Raw genomic sequence first — 21,119 nt, 5'->3', positions numbered from 1 at the left:
GGCAACCCGTTTAATCAGAACGCGTATTCCTGATAGACGGGCTCCACGGAACCACCCCAATCGCCGTTGAATTTATCCAGCATCTCTTCCGCCGGCGTGCGGCCCGCTTCGAGGATGCGCTCCAGCGGTTCGAGGTGGCGGCTCTCGTCGCGGCCGGAATGGTCGACGCGGTTGCGCCGCCGCAAGCCCGCATGCGACAGTTTAAGGCATTCCTTCGCAATCTCGAACAGATAGCGGTCCTTGATCCTGGCCTTGAAGCCGAAGCGCGGGACGTCGTCGCGCAACGCCTGGCGCTCCGCGGCGGTCCAGTGGCTGACCAGATTCCAGGCCGCGTCGAGGCTGTCATTGTCGTACAACAGGCCGACCCAGAACGCCGGCAGCGCCGGCAGGCGGCCCCACGGCACGCCATCGGCGCCGCGCATTTCCAGATAGCGCTTCAGGCGGACTTCCGGGAAGATCGTCGACAGATGATTGGCCCAATCCGATATCGTCGGGCGCTCGCCGGGCAACGAATTGTTGCGGCCCTCGAAGAAGGCGCGGAACGACGAGCCGGCGACATCAATATAGGTTTCGCCGCGCTTGACGAAGTACATGGGAACATCGAGCGCGTAGTCGACCCAGCGCTCGAATCCCATGCCGTCCTCGAATACCCACGGCAACATGCCGGCGCGCGCGTTATCCGTATCGCGCCAGATCTCGGAGCGAAACGACAGGAAGCCGTTGGGCTTGCCCTCGGTGAACGGCGAATTGGCAAACAAAGCGGTCGCCACCGGCTGCAGCGCGATCGACACCCGCAGCTTCTTGACCATGTCGGCTTCGGAGGAGAAGTCGAGATTGGTCTGCACCGTACAGGTCCGGTACATCATGTCGATGCCGTACTGGCCGACCTTCGGCATGTAGTTGGTCATGATCTTGTAGCGGCCCTTGGGCATCACCGGGATCTGCGACCGCGACCAGGACGGCGTCATGCCAAGCCCGAGGAAGCCGATGCCCAACGGCGTCGCGATCTCGCGGACCTGCGCCAGGTGCGCCATCAGCTCGGACTGGGTCTGGTGCACGTTCTCGAGCGGGGCGCCCGACAATTCGAACTGCCCGCCCGGCTCCAGCGAGATCGCGCCGCCCCCCGTGACGTCATACAGCCCGATGATGTTGCCGTTCTCCATGATCGGCTCCCAGCCGAGCAAAAGCTGCATCCCTTCGAGCAGCGCGCCAATGCCGCGCGCCCCTTCATACGGCACGGGCTGGCGGCCCTCCAGCGTGAACGGGGTCTTCTCATGCTCGGTGCCGATGCGGAACTCGGACGGCTGTTTGATGCCGGCCTCGAACCACGCGACGAGTTCGTCACGCGATTGCAGCGGCGTCATATCGATCTGGTCACGCGCCATGAAAAAATCCGGATATCTGGCGATTCGACCGAACGCGCCGTGTGGCTGAAGGGGTGCGGGCAGCAACGTCCGCACCAACGAAACGTATCGAAGATGTCATCGCGCCGGCACGCCGTCGCGGGCAGCGGCCGCTTTGACGTCGGAGCACGAACAGCCCAGCCGGTCGAGCAGACCGCAAAGCTTCATGGCGTCGGCATCGGACAGTTTGGAGCCGACGTGCTTTTCGATCGCCGCCGAATAGGCGCCCCACATCTTCTTCTGCAACTCGCGCCCGGCTTCGGTGATTTCCACGAACTGGCCGCGCTTGTCGATCTTGCATTCGCGCCGCGCCGCCAGGCCCTCGTCCACCAGGCGGTCGATCAGCCGCGAGGTGGAATATTGCGGGATCAGCATCTGCTTTTCCAGCTCTACCGGGCGCATTTCGCCGGACGGGGCGCGCGACAGTTCCAATAGCGCATCATACCAGGCGAGCGGCGGAAAGCCCGCTTTCTTCAAATCCTGTTCGACGGCATCGAGCACCCGGCTCTGCACCCGCATCAGGCGGATCCAGGCGGCGGTCGCCTCGGTCGATGGTTTGCGTTTCATAACCTAATCCGTATCTGTCACACATCAGTGTACCGCACTAAATGCAGGTGCATCAATCTTGACTATTCCATGCAGATGCATTTAGTCAGCCCGCCAACAATTGCGAGGGAAGGAAAAATCCAATGAAACTGTATTATTCCCCGGGCGCCTGTTCGCTGTCCCCTCATATCGCGCTTCTCGAGGCCGGTCTGCCCTACGACCTGGTCAAGGTCGACCTGCGCGCCAAGAAGCTGGAGAATGGTGACGACTTTTTGAAGGTCAACCCGAAGGGCCAGGTGCCGGCCCTCGCCCTCGATTCGGGCGAACTGGTCACCGAAGGGCCGATTATCGTCCAGATGATCGCCGACAAGGCGGGCAAGAACCTGGCGCCGCCCCGCGATTCGGACGAGCGCTACAAGCTGCTGGAATGGCTGAACTACATCACGACCGAGCTGCACAAGAATCTCGGACCGATGTTCTCACCTCTGCTCGCCGACGACGCCAAGGCGTTTTTCAAGGACCGCGTCATGAGCAAGTTCAAGTACCTCGAAACGGCGCTTGCCGGGCGCGACTACCTGATGGGCAAGCAATTCACCGTAGCCGACGGTTATCTGTTCACCATGCTGATGTGGGCGACCGACCGCTTGAAGTTCGATCTCTCCGATATGCCGAACCTTCTTGCCTACAAGGCCCGCGTCGGTGCGCGCCCGAAGGTGCAGGAGGCGATGACCAAGGAAGGGCTGCTGAAGGCGGCGTGAACGTTCAGCACGGGAATGCGAAAGGGCCGGATCGATGATCCGGCCCTTTTTTCTTTCCGTCATTTGCGAGCGCAGCGAAGCAATCCATATCGCGGCATAACGGATAGATGGATTGCTTCGTCGCGTTGCTCCTCGCAATGACGCCGTAACAGCAGCCTACGCCGCCTGCTTCTTCGGCGGGAAGCGGCCGTAGAAGGTCTCGCCGCTTGCCGCCATATCTTCGAGGAGCTTCGGCGGGGTGAAGCGGGAGCCGTATTTGGCTTCCAGCTTGTGGCAGAGCTCGACAAACTTCCGCGTGCCCATGAAGTCGATATAGGACAGCGTGCCGCCGGTGAACGGCGCGAAGCCGAAGCCCAAGATCGAGCCGACATCGGCCTCGCGCGGGTCGGTGATGACATGGTCCTCCACTGTGCGCGCGGCCTCCACCGCCTGCACCACCAGGAAGCGCTGCTTCAGTTCCTCTACATCGATTGTGTCGGGGTCGAGCTGCTTTGGCTGCAGCGCGGATAGTCCCGGCCACAGGCTTTTCTGGCCCTTGCCCTTTTCGGGGTAATCGTAAAAGCCCTTGGCATTCTTGCGCCCCAGGCGGCCCTGCTTTTCGACCAACTCCACCATCAGCTTCTTCTGGTCGGGGTTGATGGCGTTGGGGCCGAGATCGGCCTCGGTCGCCTTGATGACCTTCAGCCCGAGGTCGAGAGCGACTTCGTCCGACAGCGACAGCGGACCGACCGGCATGCCGGCCATCTTGGCGCAGTTCTCGATCATCGCCGGCGGCACGCCTTCGAGGAACATCTCATTGCCTTCGGCGATGTAACGGCCGACGCAACGGTTGGCGTAGAAGCCGCGGGAATCATTTACGACGATCGGCGTCTTGCCGATCACCCGCACATAGTCGAGCGCGGCGGCGAGCGCGACATCGCCAGTGTTCTTGCCGAGAATGATCTCGACCAGCATCATCTTCTCGACCGGCGAGAAGAAATGGATGCCGATGAACTTGCCCTGCTCCTTGAAGCTTTCGGCCAGCGAGGTGATCGGCAGCGTCGAGGTGTTGGACGCGAAGATCGCGTCAGGCTTGAGATATTGCTGCGCCTTGGCGAAGGTTTCCGCCTTGACCTTGCGGTCCTCGAACACCGCCTCGATAACGAGGTCGCAATCCCCCAGCGCGGCGTAATCCGCGGTCGGGGTAATGCGCGCCAGCAGCGCGTCGCGATCGCCTGCCTTGGCGCGGCCCTTGGCGATCTGCTCGTCGATCACCTTCTGCGCATGCGCCTTGCCCTTGTCGGCGCTTTCCTGGTCGCGGTCGATCAGGACGACGTCGAGGCCGGCGCGGGCCGAGACATAGCCGACGCTGGCGCCCATGAAGCCGGCGCCGATCACGGCGATCTTCTTCACCTTGGTCGGCGGCACGTTCGCAGGCCGCCGCGCGCCCTTGTTCAGTTCCTGCATCGACAGGAACAGGCTGCGGATCATCGCCGCGGCTTCCTTGGAGCGCAGCACCTGCGTGAAGTAGCGCGACTCGACGCGGAGCGCGGCGTCGATCGGCAACTGCAGGCCCTCATAGACGCAGCTCATGATGGCGCGCGCCGCCGGATAATTGTCGTAGGTTTCGCGGCGGTAGATCGCATTCCCCGCCGGGAACATCATCATGCCGGTCTTGGAGAACACCGGTCCGCCCGGCAGCTTGAAGCCCTTCTCGTCCCAGGGCGCGACCGCCTTGCCGCCGCCCTTGATCCAGTCCTTCGCCGCCTTGATCAGATCGGCCGCCGGCACGATGGCGTGGATCAGGTTCAGCGACTTGGCCTTCTCCACGGTGACCGGATCGCCCTTGAGCAGGATCGTCATCGCGTCCTGCGGCGGCACCAGGCGCGGCACGCGCTGGGTGCCACCGGCACCGGGGAACAGGCCGACCTTCACTTCCGGCAGGCCGAGCCGGGTCTTGGGATTTTCAGCCGCAACGCGGTAGTGGCATGACAGCGTCACCTCAAAACCGCCGCCGAGCGCCAGCCCGTTGATTGCCGCCGCCCATGGCTTGCCGCAGGTTTCGATGCCGCGCAGCACCAGCGAAAAGCGCCGGCTCTGGTCGAACAGCATCTGGTTGGCCTCAACCTCGCCCTTTTCCTTGAAGACTTTCGCGTATTCCTTGTTCATGCCCTCGAGCATGGAAAGATCGGCACCGGCGCAGAACGCTTCCTTAGCGGAGGTGATGACGACGCCCTTTACCGCGGCGTCCGCCGTGGTCTGTTTCAGGATCTCCTCGAGCTCGGTGGTCGAGGTTTCATCGAGCACGTTCATCGAACGTCCCGGAATGTCCCAGGTGACGAGCGCAATGCCGTCGGCGTCGGTCTCGAGCTTGAAATTCTTGAAGGCCATGTGGTTGCTCCCTCGGTGCCGGCAGCCGATCTCAGGCGCGGCGGTTGTGTCTGTGATCTCGTAGGGTGGGCAAAGGCGCGCTTGCGCCGTGCCCACCATCACTTGCGGCGAATTCCATGGTGGGCACGCTTCGCTTTGCCCACCCTACGGCAGTTACACCCGTTCGATGATCGTAGCGGTCCCCATGCCGCCGCCGATGCACAACGTCACCAGCGCGGTCTGCTTGTTGGTGCGCTCCAACTCGTCGAGTACGGTGCCGAGGATCATGGCACCGGTCGCGCCGAGCGGATGACCGAGCGCGATCGCGCCGCCATTGACGTTGATCTTCGCATTATCGATCTCGAACGCCTGCATGTAGCGCAGCACCACCGAAGCAAACGCCTCGTTGAGCTCGAACAGATCGATGTCCGACTTCTTCATGCCGGAACGCTCGAACAGTTTTTCGGTGACGTCGACCGGGCCGGTCAGCATCATCGCGGGCTCCGACCCGATATTGGCGAAGGCACGGATTTTTGCGCGCGGCTTCAGGCCGTGCTTGGCGCCTGCTTCCTTGCTGCCGAGCAGCACCGCGCCGGCGCCATCGACGATGCCGGAAGAGTTGCCGGCATGGTGGACGTAATTGACGCGCTCGATTTCGGGGTGCGACTGGATCGCGACCGCATCGAAGCCGCCCATCTGCCCGACGACGGTGAACGACGGCTGCAGTTGCGCCAGCGACTGCATGGTCGTGGTCGGGCGCATGTGCTCATCCTTGGCGAGGATGGTGAGGCCGTTGACGTCCTTCACCGGAACCACGGACTTGTTGAAGCGACCCTCGTCCCAGGCTTTGGCCGCGCGCTGCTGGCTCTGCACGGCATAGGCGTCGACGTCGTCGCGCGAAAAACCATATTTCGTCGCAATCAAATCGGCCGAGACGCCCTGCGGCATGAAATAGGCCGGCACCGCCATCGAGGGGTCCATCGGCCAGGCGCCGCCGGACGCGCCGATGCCGACGCGGCTCATCGATTCGGCGCCGCCGCCGATTACGAGTTCATGCTGGCCGGCCATGATCTGGGCGGCGGCAAAATTCACGGCGTCGAGGCCGGAGGCGCAGAACCGGCTGATCTGCACGCCAGGAACGCTTTCGCCGAGGCCCGCCTTCAACGCCGCGAAGCGCGCGATGTCGCTTCCGGCTTCGCCGACCGGATCGACCACGCCGAGGATGACGTCGTCAACGACGTCTTCAGCGAGGTTGTTGCGCTCCTTCAGCGCCTGCAGCGGCACGGTGGCGAGCGCCAGCGCCGTGACCTCGTGCAGCGCGCCATCGGGCTTGCCGCGGCCGCGCGGGGTGCGAACGTGATCGTAGATATATGCCTCAGGCATGACGCCCTCCTGGTATGAGGATCATAATATTATAGGCAGATCGAACGGGAAACGGCGAAAAATCAGAACGCTTCCGCCGCCAATTCCATGGTGGTCGCGCAACCGGACTGAATGCGCGCCAGATGGACGTGGGTTTCCGGCAGCATCCGCTCCATGAAGAAGCGGCCGGTCACCAGTTTGGTCGTCAGATAGGGCGTGGCGCCATCAGCCGCAATCTTGTCCTGCGCCACCTTCGCCATCCGCGCCCACATGTAGCCGAAGGCGACGAGGCCGAACAATTGCATGTAGTCGGTGGCGGCGGCGCCGGCGTTGTCGGGCTTGGTCATCGCGTTCTGCATCAGCCAGCCGGTGGCCTGCTGCAGGTGACCGAGCGCGGTCGAGAGCGGCGTGACGAACGGCTTCATCGCCTCATCTCCGCCGTGCTCTTTGGCAAAGCCTGCGACCTCGGCAAAGAACGCCATCACGGCGCGGCCGCCATTCCGCGGCAGCTTGCGGCCGACCAGGTCGAGCGCCTGGATGCCGTTGGCGCCCTCATAGAGCATGGCGATGCGCGCGTCGCGCACGAACTGCTCCATGCCATGCTCGGCGATATAGCCGTGGCCGCCATACATCTGCTGAGCCAGCACCGAGTTGGAGAAGCCGACGTCGGTCATCACGCCCTTCATGACCGGGGTCATCAGGCCCATATGGTCGTCGGCGGCCTCTCGATCCTTCGGATCGGAAGAGCGGTGGGCGACGTCGCTCTTCAGTGCGGTCCACACCACCATGGCGCGCGCCGCCTCGTTGAAGGCGCGGATGGTGAGCAGCACGCGGCGAACATCCGGGTGCACGATGATCGGGTCGGCCGGCTTCTCGGGCTCCTTGGCGCCCGTGAGCGAGCGGCCCTGCAGGCGCTCGCGCGCATAGGCGACGGCGTTTTGATAGGCGACTTCGGACTGCGCGAGACCTTGTACGGCGACGCCGAGGCGGGCCTCGTTCATCATCACGAACATGCCCTGCATGCCCTTGTTCTCTTCGCCGATCAGCCAGCCGGTGGCGTTGTCGTAGTTCATCACGCAGGTCGAATTGCCGTGGATGCCCATCTTGTGCTCGATCGAGCCGCAGGACACGCCGTTGCGCTGCCCGAGCGAACCGTCGGCGTTGACGAGGAATTTCGGCACCACGAACAGCGACACGCCCTTGATGCCGGCGGGAGCGCCTTCGATGCGCGCCAGCACCAGATGGATGATGTTCTCGGCGAGGTCATGCTCGCCGGACGAGATGAAGATCTTGGTGCCCGTGATCTTGTAGCTGCCGTCGGCCTGCTTCACCGCCTTGCTGCGCAGCAGGCCGAGATCCGTGCCGCATTGCGGCTCGGTGAGGTTCATGGTGCCGGTCCACTGACCCGCCACCATCTTCGGCACGAACATCTTCTTCTGTTCAGGCTTGCCGTGCACCAGAAGCGCAGCCGTCGCGCCCATGGTCAGGCCGCCATACATCGAGAACGCCATGTTTGCCGCGCTCTGGAATTCGGTAACGACCTGGCTCAGCGTCACCGGCAGCCCCTGCCCGCCATACTCCGCCGGCGCCGACAGTCCAAGCCAGCCGCCTTCAGCCACCTGCTTGAAGGCTTCCTTGAACCCCTTCGGCGTCGTCACCGAGCCGTCGTCATGCCGCTTGCAGCCTTCGAGATCGCCGACACGGTTGAGCGGCTGCAGCACCTCTTCGGAGAGTTTTGCGGCCTCGCCCAAAATCGCCTCGCGCACATCCGCGGAAGCGTCGGTGAAACCGGGCAGATTGTCGTAGCGGTCGATCTGGAACACGTCGTTGAGCAGGAAGGTGACGTCTTCCACGGGGGCTTTGTAGATCGGCATGATGTTCTCCCGGCAGGGCAGGCTTGAATGCTGGCGGCGGCGCTTGAGTTGAAACTGTGCGGCGTTCCGGAAAGCGACCTTATCCGGTTCGCGATGTCCTAGGGAGTGACCAGGCCAGCAAATATCCCGACAGCCATTGCGACATAAACGGCGCCGGGAATGGTGGCGGCCTTGATCTCTCGCCTTTGTCACTGCTTGGCGAGCTGTTCCCCCATCAAGCGGTGCAGCAGATTGATTGCCTTCAGCGGACGTACCATCACCTTGAAGTGCGTGATCTTACCGTCATCGCTGAACGTGATGATGTCGACGCCGTTGATCTTGACGCCCTCGATCTCGTTTACGAATTCGAGAACCGCGCCGTTCGGGTTGCGCCATTCGCCAGTGTATTTGAAGCCGGGACCACCCAGCACCTTCTCGGCGCTCGCCAGATATTTGAAGGTGATGTCGCGCCCGCGCTGCGGCGTATGAACGACAGGGCTTTCAAACACCGCATCCGGGTGCAACAGATCCCATAACGCCGCCGTGTCATGGGACTTCATGTAGCCGTACCACTTGTCGAGGCCGCTCATGGTCATCATGTCTCCTCTGGCGGCCGATGACGGGCTGTTGCCGGTGAATGGGCTTCTCTGGAGCTTATGCGCGTTGACGCATATGCAACTTTGTGCATAATGTCAAATCACATGAAAGCCGGAGGCCGGCGTCTTGGCGCTTGGTGACGCGATCCTTGCCTGCCTGACCGAACGTCCGATGACGGGCTATGAGCTCGCCAAGACGTTCGACAACTCGATCGGGTTTTTCTGGAAGGCCGACCACCAGCAGATCTACCGGGAACTCACAAAGCTTCGCGACCGCGGCCACATCCAGGGCCGCGAGGTGGTGCAATCCGGCAAGCCGAACAAGCTGGTCTATACCCTCACACCGGAGGGGCGCGCCGCGCTTCGGCATTGGGCCGCGCGGCCGAGCGTTCCGGCCTCGATCAAGGACGACCTCCTGGTGCGGCTCTACGCGCTGGACAGTGTCGACATCGAACCGCTCCGCACCGACCTGATGGCGCGGCTAGAGCACCACCGCGACCGCTTCGCCCGCTACGAACGCCTGCTCAACAAGCGATTCCCTGACGGCACGGCACCGCCGGCCGACGTCGGCAAATTGCTGGGACTTCGCATCGGCCTCGCCCACGAGCGCGCCGTGGCGGAATGGTGCGAAGAGGCGATCGAGGCATTGTCGGCCCTATCTTCCGGCGCGGGGCGGACGAACGTTGTGCCGATCGAGGACGTCAAGCGCGAAACCAACCGCTAACGCCGATTTGGCCGGCCGGTAACTTTTGGGGCCGACCGCCCCATTCCTTAACCCCTTCTTTACCGTAACGCGGAAAAGTCGGTTCCGAGGCAGGCGACCCGCGCGAAAATACGATTGTCTCTTCAGTGGGACGTGCGGGGAGGCTGATGGCGCGGGTGGGGCGCCGTAGCGGAACCGGACGAGAGCATGAATTCGCGCGTATCGTGGAGTGTTGACGGCATCGATCCATCGGTCCGCGACAGGGCCGAGGCGGCTGCGCGCCGCGCCGGCATGTCGCTGAACGAATGGCTGAATTCCACCATCGGCGAACCGGCCCCGCCCAGTTTTGGCGTGCCCTCCAGTCAGCGGCCGGCGACGCCGGGCCGGCAGATCCCCGACGTGGCCGACATTCACCAGCGGCTGGATTCGATCACAAAACAGATCGAGCAGATTTCGCGGCCGACAGCCCGCGGCGAAGCCGCTCATGGCGAGCCGACGGTGGCCCGCCAGCTCAACGAGGCCATTTCGCGCCTCGACGCGCGGCTGTCGCAGATTTCGAATCCCGTGCCGGTTCGTCAGGCGCAGATGCAGGAAAGGCAGCGTCAGACCGATTTGGTCGAGCGTGCCGCGGCCCAGGTCTATCGCCCGGCGCCGCCGCTCAGCCCGGCCTCGATGGATTTTGCGGTCGCCGAAATCGCCGCGCGCCAGAACGAACTCGATACGCCACCGCCGCGCCAGATGCCGGCGCGCAATGCCGCGCCGACGGCTTCCGCCGCCCAGCCCTATTCTGCGCAGCCCAAATCTGGGCAGCCAGTGACGCAGGCCGCGCCTGCGGGGCCGGACTTTTCTTCGCTCGAACGGCACCTGATCAAGATCACCAGCCAGATCGAGGCGCTGCAGCGTCCCGATCATATCGAACAGTCGATCGCGGCGTTCCGCAGCGAGCTTGCCGAAATCCGTCAGGCCATCACCGAGGCGGTGCCGCGGCGGGAGATCGAATCGCTCGAGAACGAAATCCGCTCGCTGTCCCGCCGCATCGACGATAGCCGCCATAATGGCACCGACGGCCAGATGCTGGCCAATATCGAGCGCGCGCTCGGCGAAATCCGCGAAGCGTTGCGCTCGCTGACGCCGGCCGAGCAGCTCACCGGCTATGACGAGGCGATCCACAATCTCGGCGCCAAGCTCGATCTGATCCTCCGCTCGAACGACGATCCCTCGACCGTGCAGCAGCTCGAAAGCGCGATCGCGGCGCTGCGCGGGATCGTCTCCAACGTCGCCTCCAACGACGCGCTCGCCCGGCTCGCCGACGACGTGCACGCGCTGTCGGCCAAGGTCGACCAGCTTTCCCGCTTTGACGGCAACAGCGATGCCTTCGGTATTCTCGAACAGCGCCTGGCCGCGCTGACCTCGACGCTGGAATCCCGGCAGCCGCCGGCCGCAGGCGAGAATTCAGAATATGTCGAAAACGCGCTGCGCTCACTGTCGGAGCGGCTCGACCGCATTCCGGCCGGCGACGACAATGCGTCGGCATTTGCCCATCTCGAACAGCGCGTCTCGTATCTCCTGGAGCGCCTGGAAGCCTCCAACGATCGTTCCGCCGCCACACCCGCCATCGACCTCGGACGGGTCGAGGAAGGCCTGCACGACATTCTGCGCTCTCTCGAACGCCAGCACGCCAGCCTGGTCGCGCTCGCCGAATCCAACCGCAATTCCGGCAGTGCATCGCAGCCGGCGGACACCGGCATCGTCGATCTGGTCAAGCGCGAACTATCCGATATCCGCTTCAGCCAGTCGGAAACCGATCGCCGCACGCAGGACTCGCTGGAGACCGTTCACAACACGCTCGGCCATGTGGTCGATCGCCTGTCGATGATAGAAGGCGATCTGCGCGGGGTTCGCGGTGCGACGGCTACGTCCGCCGCTCCGCCTGCAACGGCCGAAACGCGCGAGGAAGCGCCCCGCCCGACCACGCCGCTGATGACCTATCCGCAGCAAACGAAGCCGGAATTGCCCAACCCTGCCGCGCTGCAGGGCAATGCTCCGGAGCCCTTTGCCGCCGCCCCGCGCGAATTCCACGCCGTGCAGCCGGCCGCGCCGGTTGCGCCGCCACTACCGCCGCGCGCGATCAGCGAAATCCTGGAGCCGCATGCGGCCGCACCGCGCGCCGCGATCGCGCCGGAATTGCCGCCGGATCACCCGCTCGAGCCCGGCACGCGGCCGCCGCCGCGCGTCGCTTCGCCATCGGAACGGATCGCCGCTTCCGAAAACGCGATCAGCGAGATTGCTTCCGCACCGAAGGAGCCGGTCAGCTCATCGAGCTTCATTGCCGCCGCGCGCCGCGCCGCGCAGGCCGCAGCCGCCGCGCCCCCGCCCGAGAAAGCCGGACGTTCGGCTGCGAAGGCCGTATCGAAGGACAAGGGCGGCGACAAGGCCAAGGCCGGCGACAAGAACGCCTCGAACATTTCCTCCAAGATCCGCTCGCTGCTGGTCGGCGCGAGCGTGGTCGTGATCGTGCTCGGCACTTTCAAGATGGCGATGACGCTGCTGGATACCGGAAGCGTGCTGCAACTGCCGATGATGGAGCAGCCCAGAGAGCCGGCCCCACCGGCGCAGGCCCCCGCATCCTCGGAGAGCGGCGCCAGGCCCGCTCCTGCGATGCCCGCGCCGCAGGCGCCCTCTATGATCTCGCCGACGCCGGTCGAGAAGCAATCGAACAATTCTTCCGCACCGAACACGCTGGATAGCGCGCGGGTCGAAGCTCCGCCGCAGGCCACGGCATCTCCGGTTACGGCCAGCGATATCACCGGCACGATCCAGGCAATGCCGGCCGGCGGCGGCAAGCTTGCGATGATCGCGGTGCCGCCGAGCGAGCGGTTGCCTGATGCTATCGGCGGCCCGGTGCTGCGCGCCGCCGCGCTGAAGGGCGACCCGGCCGCGGCTTACGAGGTCGGCGTGCGCTTTGCCGAAGGCAAGGGCGTCGCCTCGAACCTCGACGAGGCCGCTAAATGGTATGACCGCGCGGCGCAGGCCGGCGTGGTGCCCGCACTGTTTCGGCTCGGCACCTTCTACGAGAAGGGCATGAGCGTGAAAAAGGACCTGGATATCGCGCGGCGTTACTACCTGCAGGCGGCCGAGCGCGGCAGCGCCAAGGCGATGCATAACCTGGCGGTGCTCGACGCCGATGGCGGCGGCAAGGGCGCCAATTACAAGAGCGCGTCGATCTGGTTCCGCAAAGCCGCCGATCGCGGCGTCGCCGACAGCCAGTTCAACCTCGGCATCCTCTATGCCCGCGGCATCGGCGTCGAACAGAACCTCGCCGAATCCTTCAAATGGTTCAGCCTCGCAGCCGCCCAGGGCGATGCGGATGCCGGCCGCAAGTGCGACGATGTTGCCAAGCGCCTCGACGCCCAGTCGCTGGCAGCGGCCAAGCTTGCGATCCAGACCTTCACCGTCGAGCCGCAGCCTGACGAGGCCGTAAACGTAGCGTCACCCGCCGGCGGCTGGGATTCGGTCCCCGCACCTGCCACGGGCAAGCCCGCCGCCAAGCCGGTTGCGACCAAGCGCACTGCCGCCTTTCACTAAGCGCTTACCGCCGCCATCGCTGCCATATCCTCGGCCATAAATTCGTATTAGTGCTTCTGGTCAGCCTGATCCTGAACGGATCCGGCTTGCAAAGAGGATCGATTGTCAGCCGACGACAGCCAGAACGGGGAAAATCGCCTCCGCCGCTCGCCGACGGGCCCTGCGGTTGCGCCACCGCGCCTCCCGCCCGGTCAGGCGCCGCCGCCCCAGCCACCCCGGCGCCAATGGCAGTTTTGGACGGTGGCGATCTTCATCCTGCTGGTTGCCGGCATCTGCATTCGCGCCTACCGGGACCTGTCGCAACCGGAGGCGTGGCACTACTGGAAGGACCAGTACGTCTCGCCAAGCCTGACATCCCAGGTGATCGATACGCTCCACCTCGACGGTTCGAGCCAGGGGCGCCGCGCCCTGTTCGTCAGCGGCACGATCGGCCCCGCCGCGGCGAGCTGGTTTCGCAGCAGGCTGGACCAGGCCAACCTCGCCCCCGGTGACATCGTCCTGTTGGCCTCCCCCGGCGGTGATTTGAACCAGGCCGTGATCATGGGCGAGATCATCCGATCGCGGGGGCTAGCGACCGCTGTCGGCAGCGCCGACGCTGCGGGCCGCATCAAGCCCGGTTACTGCGCCAGCGCCTGCGTGCTGGCCTATGCCGGGGGCAAGACCCGCTTTGGCGTATTGGGCTCGGCATTGGGCGTTCATCGGTTTGTCACGACCAGGCCCTTGGGCGATCCCGTCGCAGAGGCCCAGCGGATATCGGGCGCGGTGTTGGGCTACATGACCAAAATGGGGGTTTCATCCTCGATCGTGGAAGCGATGTCCGAGACCAGGGACATTCGCTGGCTCAGCCCCAAGCAGGCGCTGGCGATGAACCTTGTCACCGAGCCGCTCGGAAAGCCCTGAGCCCGGCCAAGTGCCAGTCCCACGAACCGACTGGCTTTCCGGATTTTGTAACAGCGTTTCAACGTCCTGGGACACGCGCACGTACGGCAAAAATTTGCCTTGCCGGGCATTTTTAGTCCCTCACGCTGCCGAATTCAGTTATGCAAAGGCGCGGGAACCGGCCCTGCGCACGCAAAGGTGCATGCGCGAACCGGATTCCACTGCCGGCAAATACAAGACAAACCATGCCCTGAGTGGCCCCCCGGCCGTCTCTTGCGGCAAAGCTACAAAAGCAGACGCGCGTGCAGCTCTACCTCCCGATCGCTGACATTCCGGTCAATGTTTTCCTCATCCTGGCGATGGGCGCGGCGGTTGGGTTCGTCTCCGGCATGTTCGGGATCGGCGGCGGCTTCCTGATGACGCCGCTATTGATCTTCGTCGGCATTGCGCCCGCGGTCGCGGTCGCCTCGGTCGCCAGCCACATCGCGGCGTCCTCGTTCTCCGGCGCGATCTCCTACTGGCGGCGGCGCGCCATCGATCCGGTCCTGGCGGTGGTGCTGCTAAGCGGCGGCGGTTTAGGCACGGCGCTAGGGGTCTGGACCTTCACGCTGCTGCGCTCGCTCGGTCAGCTCGATCTTATGATCGCGACGTCTTACGTGATCCTGCTGACCACCGTCGGCGCCCTGATGTTCTGGGAAGGCCTGCGGGCGCTGCTCAGGGCCCGCCGCGGCGGCCCGGTCACCACGCGCCGCCCGGGCAGCCATGTCTGGATTCATGGCCTGCCGTTGAAGATGCGCTTCAAGCGCTCGAAAATCTATCTATCCGTCATTCCGGTCGTCGTGATCGGCCTGGTCATCGGCTTCATCGGCGCCGTGATGGGGATCGGCGGCGGGTTCATCCTGGTGCCGCTGTTGATCTATGTGCTGCGGGTGCCGACCTCGACCGTGATCGGTACCTCGATGGTGCTCACCCTGGTCACGATGGTGTTCGCCACCATGCTGCATGCGGTCACCAATCATCTGGTCGATGCGGTCCTGGCGCTGATCCTGATGGTCGGCGGCGTCACCGGCGCCCAGTTCGGCGCCCGCGCGGGGCAGAAGATCCGCGGCGAGCATTTGCGGCTGCTGCTCGGCCTGTTGGTGCTCGCCGTCGGCGTCCGTTTTGCCGTCGAGCTGGTGATCCGGCCTGAGGATCTCTTCACCATCCGCGAAACGGGGGGCACCGGATGATCGCGCGCGCCCCGCTCATCCTCGTAAGCCTTGCGCTGGGCGCTCTGCTCGCGGCCTCGCCCGCGCAGGCGGAGCGGTTGATCGTGTCGGTATCGAACCATCGCGTCACCGTGACGCCGAACTATTCCGGCGAGGAGCTGGTGCTGTTCGGTTCGGTCGAGAAGGACGCCACCACGCCGGCCAATCGCAGCTACGATCTCGTGGTGACGGTTGCCGGCCCGCGCGCCGATATGGTGACGCGCCGCAAGGAGCGCCGGTTCGGGATCTGGATCAACACCGACTCCCGGCAGTTCCTCCAGGTGCCGACCTACCTGGCGCTATTTTCCAACCGCCCGTTCGACGCCATCGCTTCGCCCGAGGTGCAGCGACGGCAGCAGCTCGGGCTGAACAACGTGCTGCTCACCCAGCGCGTCGGGCCCGACTATGCCGACGTCGTGCCGGACGATGCGTTCCGCAGTGCCTTCGTGCGGCTGCGCAAGCAGCACGGCCTCTATCGCGAGGAGACCTCGGCGGTGACGTTCCTGACGCCGACACTGTTCCGCACCGGCATTCCGCTGCCTGCGGAAGTGCCGATCGGCCTCTATAATGTCGAGATCAAGCTGTTCGCCGAAGGCGCGCTGGTGGCCAAAACCGACACTGCGTTTGAAATCGTGAAAGTCGGCTTTGAACAATTCGTCGCGACGACCGCGCGCCAGAACGGGTTTGTCTATGGGCTCGTCACTGCGTTCATGGCGCTGATGACGGGATGGATGGCATCGATCGTGTTCCGGAAGGATTGAGTTCAAGCCCTCATGGTGAGGAGGCGCGAAGCGCCGTCTCGAACCATGAGGCCCGCGGCCCATCCTTCGAGACGCGCGAAGACGCGCTCCTCAGGATGAGGTCGGTGGTGTGGCGCTACAACTTCCCAGCAAAAAACCCCATCCCCATCGCGACGACGCTGAGCAGCATCGCCGCGGTGGACAGGCATCCGAGCCAATAGAGTGGACCCTTGATGACGTAGCGGTCCATCACGTCCCTGCGGCGGGCCATGAGCATCAGCAGCACCATCACCGGCACGGCGAGCACCCCGTTGATGACCGCGCTCCAATACAGCGCCGAGATCGGGTTGATCGGCGTGAAGTTCAACGCGATGCCTATGCCAGCCGAGAGCGTCAGCACCGCGTAGAACGCGGCGGCGGCCTTGGGCTTGCGCGCGAGCCCGACCGGCCATCGCCGTCCCTCCCCGACGGCATAGGCGGCGGCGCCGGCGAGCACCGGAACTGCCAGCAGTCCTGTGCCGACGATACCGAGCGCAAAAATCGTTTCAGCGAATGCGCCGGCGATCGGACGCAGGGCTTCGGCCGCGTCCGCCGAGCTCTTGATATCGGTCCTTCCGGCCGCATGCAGCGTCGCCGCGGCGGTTACGATGATCGACAATGCGATCAGGTTGGAGAACGCCATACCGACGATGGTGTCGGCGCGAATGCGATTGAATTCCTTCTGAGCGCCGTAATGCTTTTCGACCAGCGGCCGCTTCGCCTTGTCGACTCGCTGGTCCTCGGCTTCCTGCGAGGCTTGCCAGAAGAACAGATAGGGCGAGATCGTGGTGCCAAGAATGGCGACGATGGTTGTGAAATATTCCAGGCTCCAGGCCGGGCGCGGAATGAGAATGCCGGCAAGCGCGTCGCTCCACGAAACCTTAGCAAATGCGACCGCGGCGACATAGGCAAACAGGCTGAGCGTCAGCCATTTCAGCACCAACACGTAACGCCTGTAGTCGAGGAAGATCTGCGCTGCGACCGAGGTCACGCCGAACAGCAGTACATAGAAGATGCTGTGGCCGCCGATTAGCAGTTTGGTGGCGTCCGCCATGGCGCCGAGATCGGCGCCGATGTTGATGGTGTTGGCGATGAACAGCATCGCCACCACCACGTTGAGCAGCCATGGCGAATAATGCCGGCTCACGTTGCCCGCGATTCCATGCCCGGTGACGCGGCCGACGCGCGCGGAGATTTCCTGGATCGCCGCCATCAGCGGAAATGTCAGCAGCATGGTCCAGCCGATGCCGTAACCGAGCTGTGCGCCGGCCTGGCTATAGGTGCCAATTCCCGACGGATCGTCGTCGGACGCGCCCGTGATCAGGCCGGGCCCGAGTGCTCTCAGCGCATCGCGGACGCGAAACGAATGATGTGCCTTGGCCTGCGCTGCCGGTTTGTTATTTCCGGAGCCTGTATGCGCGTGGCGCTTCCGATGCGACTTGTTGCGAACTGACATGCCAAGGGTCCAGCCCCGGCGACAACGAACCTGACGAGCACAGGTTCCGGACCACGAGCTTGTCCGTTGCCTCCTGGCCCTCCGTCACGCGACGCGCAGCGGCTCGATAACCGTCGCTACGCCCGGCTCCAGAATGCGTAAACGCGGTCCAAACCCCAGCGTGTCGAAGGTGGCGCGCAGATCGTCCGCACTCTGGCGGAAGTGCTTCCAGCCTTCCGTATGTACCGGCACGATCACCGCATCAGGGAATGCGCGCGCGGTTTCGATCGTGTCGTTGGTGTCCATCGTGATGTGGAAGGGGCCGCGGGTTTGCGCCGCGCCCGCGAACGGCAGCACCACGCCGGCCTTGAACCGCCTCGCCACTTCGGCAACGCCGTCGTACCAGACGGTGTCGCCGCTGATGTAGATCGGACGGCTGCCCGGCTTGTTCGACGAAACCACGAAGCCGATCACGTCTCCCGCGAGTGGTTCGATTCCCGCCGGGCCGTGACGCGCCGGCGTCGCCGTGATGGTCAGCGAATGACCGTTCCTGCCGGCCAGCTCGGTCGACGCCCACGGCGCAAAGCCTTCGGCATGGCCGCCGAGCCGCTTTGCGCCAACCTCCGTCGTCAGCACGCGCTTGGCGGATTTGAGAAAATCGCGCCCCGAATGATCGAGATTATCCGAATGCTGGTCGTGGCTGAGCAGCACGGCATCGACCTCGCCGATCGCTTGTGCGCTGACCGCGGGGCCGACCAGTTTTTCCAGCTTCACATGCGGCAGTTGATAGGCGCCGGGCTCGTCGAAGGTCGGATCGGTCAGCAGCCGGAAGCCGTCGACTTCGATGAGCGCCGTCGGGCCGCCGATCAGGGTGATGGTAACTGTCATTGACTTGCTCCTTCTACGAAGGTTGACCAGCCGCAGCGGGACGGGTCACCAGATAAATGCCGAGGGCTACGGGAATGATGCCAAGCAGGTCGCGCAACTCCATGTGCTCGCCGAGCACAAGGAAGGCGAACAGCATGGCGAGCGGCGGCATCAGGAAGTGATAGGCGCTCGCGGCCGTCGCGCCGCAGACCTTCAAGAGGTGAAACCAGAGCAGGTAAGCCAGGATCGATCCGCCGAGCACGAGGAAAGCGAACGCGCCGGCGAGCCGCGCACTCGGCACGATGTCACTGAGGCTGGAGAGCGTGAATGCAAACGGCAGCAACACGATGCCCGCGGCGAGATTCTGCACGCCATTGCCGACCCAGAGACTTCCTTTCGGCGCCAGCACCTTGAACAGGATGGTGCCGACGACGATCGAGGCTAGCGAGGCCAGCGTGAACAGGATGCCGTGAAAGCTATCCGTGCCGACCGACATGCGGTGCCAGACGATGAAGGCGACGCCGGAGATGCCGAGCAAAAGTCCCGTCACCTTGCGCCAAGTCAGCGCCTCGCCGAGAAACAATGCCGCAAGCACAGCAGTGAAAACCGGATTGGCGCTGACAATCAGGCCGCCGAGACCGGCCGATACCGTCTGCAGCCCGGTATAACCGAGACCGAGATAGAGCGCGTTGTTGGCGACGCCGAGGATGGCGAAGATTCCGGCGTCGCGCCAGGTCAGCGAGGACCATGCCTCGCCGCGCAGCGCCGTGATGCCGAGGATCAGGATTCCCGCGAGCGAAAATCGCGCTGTGAGCAGGATCAGCGGTGGGCAGTCGGTGACGCCGACCTTGCCGGCGACGAAGGCAAAGCTCCAGAGCAGACAGAACAGGCCGATATAGAGCGGTAACAGATTGAGGCCGGCGCGGGGGACCGCGACCGAAGGGGCGAGCGACATGGATAGTCTCCTTGCACCCCTGATCTAGGGCCGCGCCTTGATATTTGGAAATTAAATGATAAACTGGTGACCAGTGGATTTATAAATGGAGCGCTCACATGCTCGATCTGGAGCTGCTGCGCAGTTTCGTGTCCGTGGTCGATGCCGGCGGCTTCACCCGCGCCGGCGAGCGCGTTCACCGCACACAATCGACCGTCAGCCAGCAGATCAAGCGGCTGGAGGATGATGTCGGCCAGCCGCTGTTGAACCGCAACGGCAAGGATGTGACGCCGACGGAGGCCGGCGAGCGGCTGCTTTCCTATGCGCGTCGGCTATTATCGCTCGCTGAGGAAGCCCGCGACGTGGTGGCGCGGCCGGAAAGCGAAGGCACGATCAAGCTCGGCATCCCCGAGGATTTCGCCGCCTATCGTCTTACCAAGTTGCTGGCGACGTTTTCGCGCTCGCGCCCGGGCCTGCGGCTCGATGTGCGTGCCGACCAGAGCACGTATCTCAGGCGCGACATCGAACGCGGCGATCTCGATCTGGCGCTGCTCAAGCGCGACGCCGGCGAGAAAGGCGCGATCGCGGTGTGGCCGGAGAAAGTGCATTGGGTCACCAGCAAAACCCATCCGGTCGATATCGACGCTGGCTCGGTGCCGCTGATCGGCTTTCCCGCCGGCTGCCTCTATCGTGCGCGCGCGATCCATGCGCTGGAAAGCGCCGGGCGCTTCTGGCACATGGCCTATACTTCTTCCGGCCTTGCCGGCATCCAGGCCGCGGTCGCCGCCGGATTGGGATTGAGCATTCTCTCCGACATCGCGATCCAGGCCGGTCATCGCGTGCTCACGGCGAAGGACGGCTTTGCGCCGATCGACAAGACCGAGCTGGCGCTGGTGGCCTCACCCGACGCCAGCCCCGCAACGCTGCGGCTCGCCGACCGCCTCGCCGAGTTCTGCGACAGCGTCGACGTGAAGGCGGCGTAGATGTAGAGATCCGTAGGGTGGGCAAAGGCGCGCAGCGCCGTGCCCACCATCTATCAACCACGCCAGCGTGAATGGTGGGCACGCTGCGCTTTGCCCACCCTACAGTCCAACGGCTATCTAGATTCTCAATAACACCTTGACGCGGCTATCGCGTGCAGCCGGTTGTCGCCGAGCACATGCGCCATCAGGCTCGGCGTCGGAAAAATCTTCGCAAACGCGGGATCGCGGATGCTCAGGCCCCCGGCATAGGCGCCGAAGGCGGGCATCACGGCGCGCTCGCCGTCACTGGCAAAGCACCTCCGTTCCATCGATCGTCCCCGGGTGGTGACGCGCGCCTTGGGATGCAGATGGCCGGCGATTTCACCCGCCGCCCCCGTCGGCTCATGGCGGAACACGATCGGCCCGATCGCGACTTCGTTCGCCACCGTGCCGCCGAGGTCGCCCGGCAGGGCCGGATCGTGATTGCCCGATATCCAGATCCAGTCGCGCCGCGCCTGCATCGCTGACAGCGCGTCGCGATCCGGCGCCGACAGCCGCCGATGCGCGTCGTGATCGTGAAAACTGTCGCCGAGCGCAATCACCGTGCGCGGGTCGTGCCGGGCAATGACGGCGGCGAGCCGGCTCAGCGTCGCCACGGTATCGTAAGGCGGCAGCAGCACGCCGCGCGCGGCGAAGCTGGAGCCTTTTTCCAGATGCAGGTCGGAGACGACGAGCAGGCGCTGCTCCTGCCAGAACAGCGCGCCGGAGAGGTCGGCGCGGAACGTCACGTCGGCAACCATGACCTTCGAGGCGCGCATCTGTTGATCGTCTCCCGAAGACTGCGCCCCTGCCGTCACGTGC

General features: G+C 64.4%; 17 protein-coding genes. 7 read left to right on the top strand and 10 right to left on the bottom strand.

The genetic code is table 11. The features are described from left to right. Positions 1-14: 14 nt before the first annotated feature. Together YUO_RS0114995 and YUO_RS0114990 are read right to left on the bottom strand one after the other, a co-directional pair. Positions 15-1,385 (bottom strand): glutamate--cysteine ligase, encoded by a 1,371-nt coding sequence (locus YUO_RS0114995; RefSeq protein WP_028348009.1) that lies wholly within the window; start codon positions 1,383-1,385, stop codon positions 15-17. A 96-nt stretch (positions 1,386-1,481) separates the two neighbouring features. After that, positions 1,482-1,970, bottom strand: a complete 489-nt coding sequence (locus tag YUO_RS0114990) for a MarR family winged helix-turn-helix transcriptional regulator (protein WP_028348008.1) — start codon at positions 1,968-1,970, stop codon at positions 1,482-1,484. Positions 1,971-2,092: 122 nt separating this feature from the next. Here YUO_RS0114990 and gstA point away from each other — a divergent pair, with 122 nt between their 5' ends. Further along, positions 2,093-2,707: a glutathione transferase GstA gene (gene gstA, locus YUO_RS0114985; RefSeq protein WP_028348007.1), complete on the top strand. Its 615-nt coding sequence runs from the start codon at positions 2,093-2,095 to the stop codon at positions 2,705-2,707. A gap of 156 nt (positions 2,708-2,863) precedes the next feature. Here the strand turns inward: gstA and YUO_RS0114980 are convergent, their stop codons facing one another. From YUO_RS0114980 to YUO_RS0114965, 4 genes are all read right to left on the bottom strand, one after another. Continuing rightward, positions 2,864-5,077 carry an FAD-dependent oxidoreductase gene (locus tag YUO_RS0114980; RefSeq protein WP_028348006.1) on the bottom strand — a complete coding sequence of 738 codons (2,214 nt, stop codon included), beginning with the start codon at positions 5,075-5,077 and terminating at the stop codon, positions 2,864-2,866. A 153-nt stretch (positions 5,078-5,230) separates the two neighbouring features. Beyond that, positions 5,231-6,439 (bottom strand): acetyl-CoA C-acetyltransferase, encoded by a 1,209-nt coding sequence (locus YUO_RS0114975; RefSeq protein WP_028348005.1) that lies wholly within the window; start codon positions 6,437-6,439, stop codon positions 5,231-5,233. Positions 6,440-6,501: 62 nt separating this feature from the next. Then, a complete protein-coding gene (locus tag YUO_RS0114970) occupies positions 6,502-8,292 on the bottom strand; it encodes an acyl-CoA dehydrogenase C-terminal domain-containing protein (protein ID WP_028348004.1) in 1,791 nt (596 codons plus the stop codon). Positions 8,293-8,480: 188 nt separating this feature from the next. Then, positions 8,481-8,867 (bottom strand): nuclear transport factor 2 family protein, encoded by a 387-nt coding sequence (locus YUO_RS0114965; RefSeq protein WP_028348003.1) that lies wholly within the window; start codon positions 8,865-8,867, stop codon positions 8,481-8,483. Positions 8,868-8,994: 127 nt separating this feature from the next. Between YUO_RS0114965 and YUO_RS0114960 the strand changes: the two genes are divergently transcribed. The 5 genes from YUO_RS0114960 to YUO_RS0114940 all read left to right on the top strand — a co-directional run bounded on the left by YUO_RS0114960 (position 8,995) and on the right by YUO_RS0114940 (position 16,042). Continuing rightward, on the top strand, positions 8,995-9,591 hold the full coding sequence (locus tag YUO_RS0114960) for a PadR family transcriptional regulator (protein ID WP_028348002.1): 597 nt from the start codon (positions 8,995-8,997) through the stop codon (positions 9,589-9,591). Between the two features lie 186 nt (positions 9,592-9,777). After that, entirely contained in the window at positions 9,778-13,155 is a 3,378-nt protein-coding gene (locus YUO_RS0114955) for a tetratricopeptide repeat protein (protein ID WP_028348001.1), read from the top strand. A 240-nt stretch (positions 13,156-13,395) separates the two neighbouring features. Continuing rightward, positions 13,396-14,055: a COG3904 family protein gene (locus YUO_RS0114950; protein WP_235782719.1), complete on the top strand. Its 660-nt coding sequence runs from the start codon at positions 13,396-13,398 to the stop codon at positions 14,053-14,055. A 281-nt stretch (positions 14,056-14,336) separates the two neighbouring features. After that, complete coding sequence (locus tag YUO_RS0114945; RefSeq protein ID WP_028347999.1) at positions 14,337-15,263, top strand: sulfite exporter TauE/SafE family protein; 927 nt, start codon at positions 14,337-14,339, stop codon at positions 15,261-15,263. Next, entirely contained in the window at positions 15,260-16,042 is a 783-nt protein-coding gene (locus tag YUO_RS0114940) for a TIGR02186 family protein (RefSeq protein WP_035726766.1), read from the top strand. The genes YUO_RS0114945 and YUO_RS0114940 overlap by 4 nt, the downstream gene beginning before the upstream one ends. Before the next feature lie 115 nt (positions 16,043-16,157). Here the strand turns inward: YUO_RS0114940 and YUO_RS40760 are convergent, their stop codons facing one another. The 3 genes from YUO_RS40760 to YUO_RS0114925 form a co-directional block, all read right to left on the bottom strand. Further along, positions 16,158-17,516 (bottom strand): NRAMP family divalent metal transporter, encoded by a 1,359-nt coding sequence (locus YUO_RS40760; RefSeq protein WP_051379444.1) that lies wholly within the window; start codon positions 17,514-17,516, stop codon positions 16,158-16,160. Positions 17,517-17,600: 84 nt separating this feature from the next. Beyond that, a complete protein-coding gene (locus YUO_RS0114930) occupies positions 17,601-18,383 on the bottom strand; it encodes an MBL fold metallo-hydrolase (RefSeq protein ID WP_028347997.1) in 783 nt (260 codons plus the stop codon). Between the two features lie 13 nt (positions 18,384-18,396). Next, positions 18,397-19,317 carry a DMT family transporter gene (locus YUO_RS0114925; RefSeq protein WP_028347996.1) on the bottom strand — a complete coding sequence of 307 codons (921 nt, stop codon included), beginning with the start codon at positions 19,315-19,317 and terminating at the stop codon, positions 18,397-18,399. A gap of 98 nt (positions 19,318-19,415) precedes the next feature. Between YUO_RS0114925 and YUO_RS0114920 the strand changes: the two genes are divergently transcribed. Continuing rightward, positions 19,416-20,279: a LysR family transcriptional regulator gene (locus YUO_RS0114920; protein ID WP_028347995.1), complete on the top strand. Its 864-nt coding sequence runs from the start codon at positions 19,416-19,418 to the stop codon at positions 20,277-20,279. 125 nt (positions 20,280-20,404) lie between these two features. On the opposite strand, the gene pdeM is transcribed toward YUO_RS0114920, so the two are convergent. After that, on the bottom strand, positions 20,405-21,076 hold the full coding sequence (pdeM, locus tag YUO_RS0114915) for a ligase-associated DNA damage response endonuclease PdeM (RefSeq protein ID WP_028347994.1): 672 nt from the start codon (positions 21,074-21,076) through the stop codon (positions 20,405-20,407). Between the last annotated feature and the right edge of the window lie 43 nt (positions 21,077-21,119).

Source organism: Bradyrhizobium murdochi (assembly GCF_000472965.1).
GTDB lineage: Bacteria > Pseudomonadota > Alphaproteobacteria > Rhizobiales > Xanthobacteraceae > Bradyrhizobium > Bradyrhizobium murdochi.
Note: the sequence above shows the minus strand (reverse complement) of the source record. Positions and strands in the feature narration are given on the sequence as shown.

Excerpts from the sequence above, each read along its gene's own strand:
- YUO_RS0114930 (WP_028347997.1), bottom strand. The coding sequence starts at position 18,383 with ATGACAGTTACCATCACCCTGATCGGCGGCCCGACGGCGCTCATCGAA.
- YUO_RS0114990 (WP_028348008.1), bottom strand. The coding sequence starts at position 1,970 with ATGAAACGCAAACCATCGACCGAGGCGACCGCCGCCTGGATCCGCCTG.
- YUO_RS0114925 (WP_028347996.1), bottom strand. The coding sequence starts at position 19,317 with ATGTCGCTCGCCCCTTCGGTCGCGGTCCCCCGCGCCGGCCTCAATCTG.
- YUO_RS0114970 (WP_028348004.1), bottom strand. The coding sequence starts at position 8,292 with ATGCCGATCTACAAAGCCCCCGTGGAAGACGTCACCTTCCTGCTCAAC.
- pdeM (WP_028347994.1), bottom strand. The coding sequence starts at position 21,076 with ATGCGCGCCTCGAAGGTCATGGTTGCCGACGTGACGTTCCGCGCCGAC.
- YUO_RS40760 (WP_051379444.1), bottom strand. The coding sequence starts at position 17,516 with ATGTCAGTTCGCAACAAGTCGCATCGGAAGCGCCACGCGCATACAGGC.
- YUO_RS0114955 (WP_028348001.1), top strand. The coding sequence starts at position 9,778 with ATGAATTCGCGCGTATCGTGGAGTGTTGACGGCATCGATCCATCGGTC.
- YUO_RS0114995 (WP_028348009.1), bottom strand. The coding sequence starts at position 1,385 with ATGGCGCGTGACCAGATCGATATGACGCCGCTGCAATCGCGTGACGAA.
- YUO_RS0114980 (WP_028348006.1), bottom strand. The coding sequence starts at position 5,077 with ATGGCCTTCAAGAATTTCAAGCTCGAGACCGACGCCGACGGCATTGCG.
- YUO_RS0114920 (WP_028347995.1), top strand. The coding sequence starts at position 19,416 with ATGCTCGATCTGGAGCTGCTGCGCAGTTTCGTGTCCGTGGTCGATGCC.
- YUO_RS0114965 (WP_028348003.1), bottom strand. The coding sequence starts at position 8,867 with ATGACCATGAGCGGCCTCGACAAGTGGTACGGCTACATGAAGTCCCAT.
- YUO_RS0114975 (WP_028348005.1), bottom strand. The coding sequence starts at position 6,439 with ATGCCTGAGGCATATATCTACGATCACGTTCGCACCCCGCGCGGCCGC.
- gstA (WP_028348007.1), top strand. The coding sequence starts at position 2,093 with ATGAAACTGTATTATTCCCCGGGCGCCTGTTCGCTGTCCCCTCATATC.
- YUO_RS0114940 (WP_035726766.1), top strand. The coding sequence starts at position 15,260 with ATGATCGCGCGCGCCCCGCTCATCCTCGTAAGCCTTGCGCTGGGCGCT.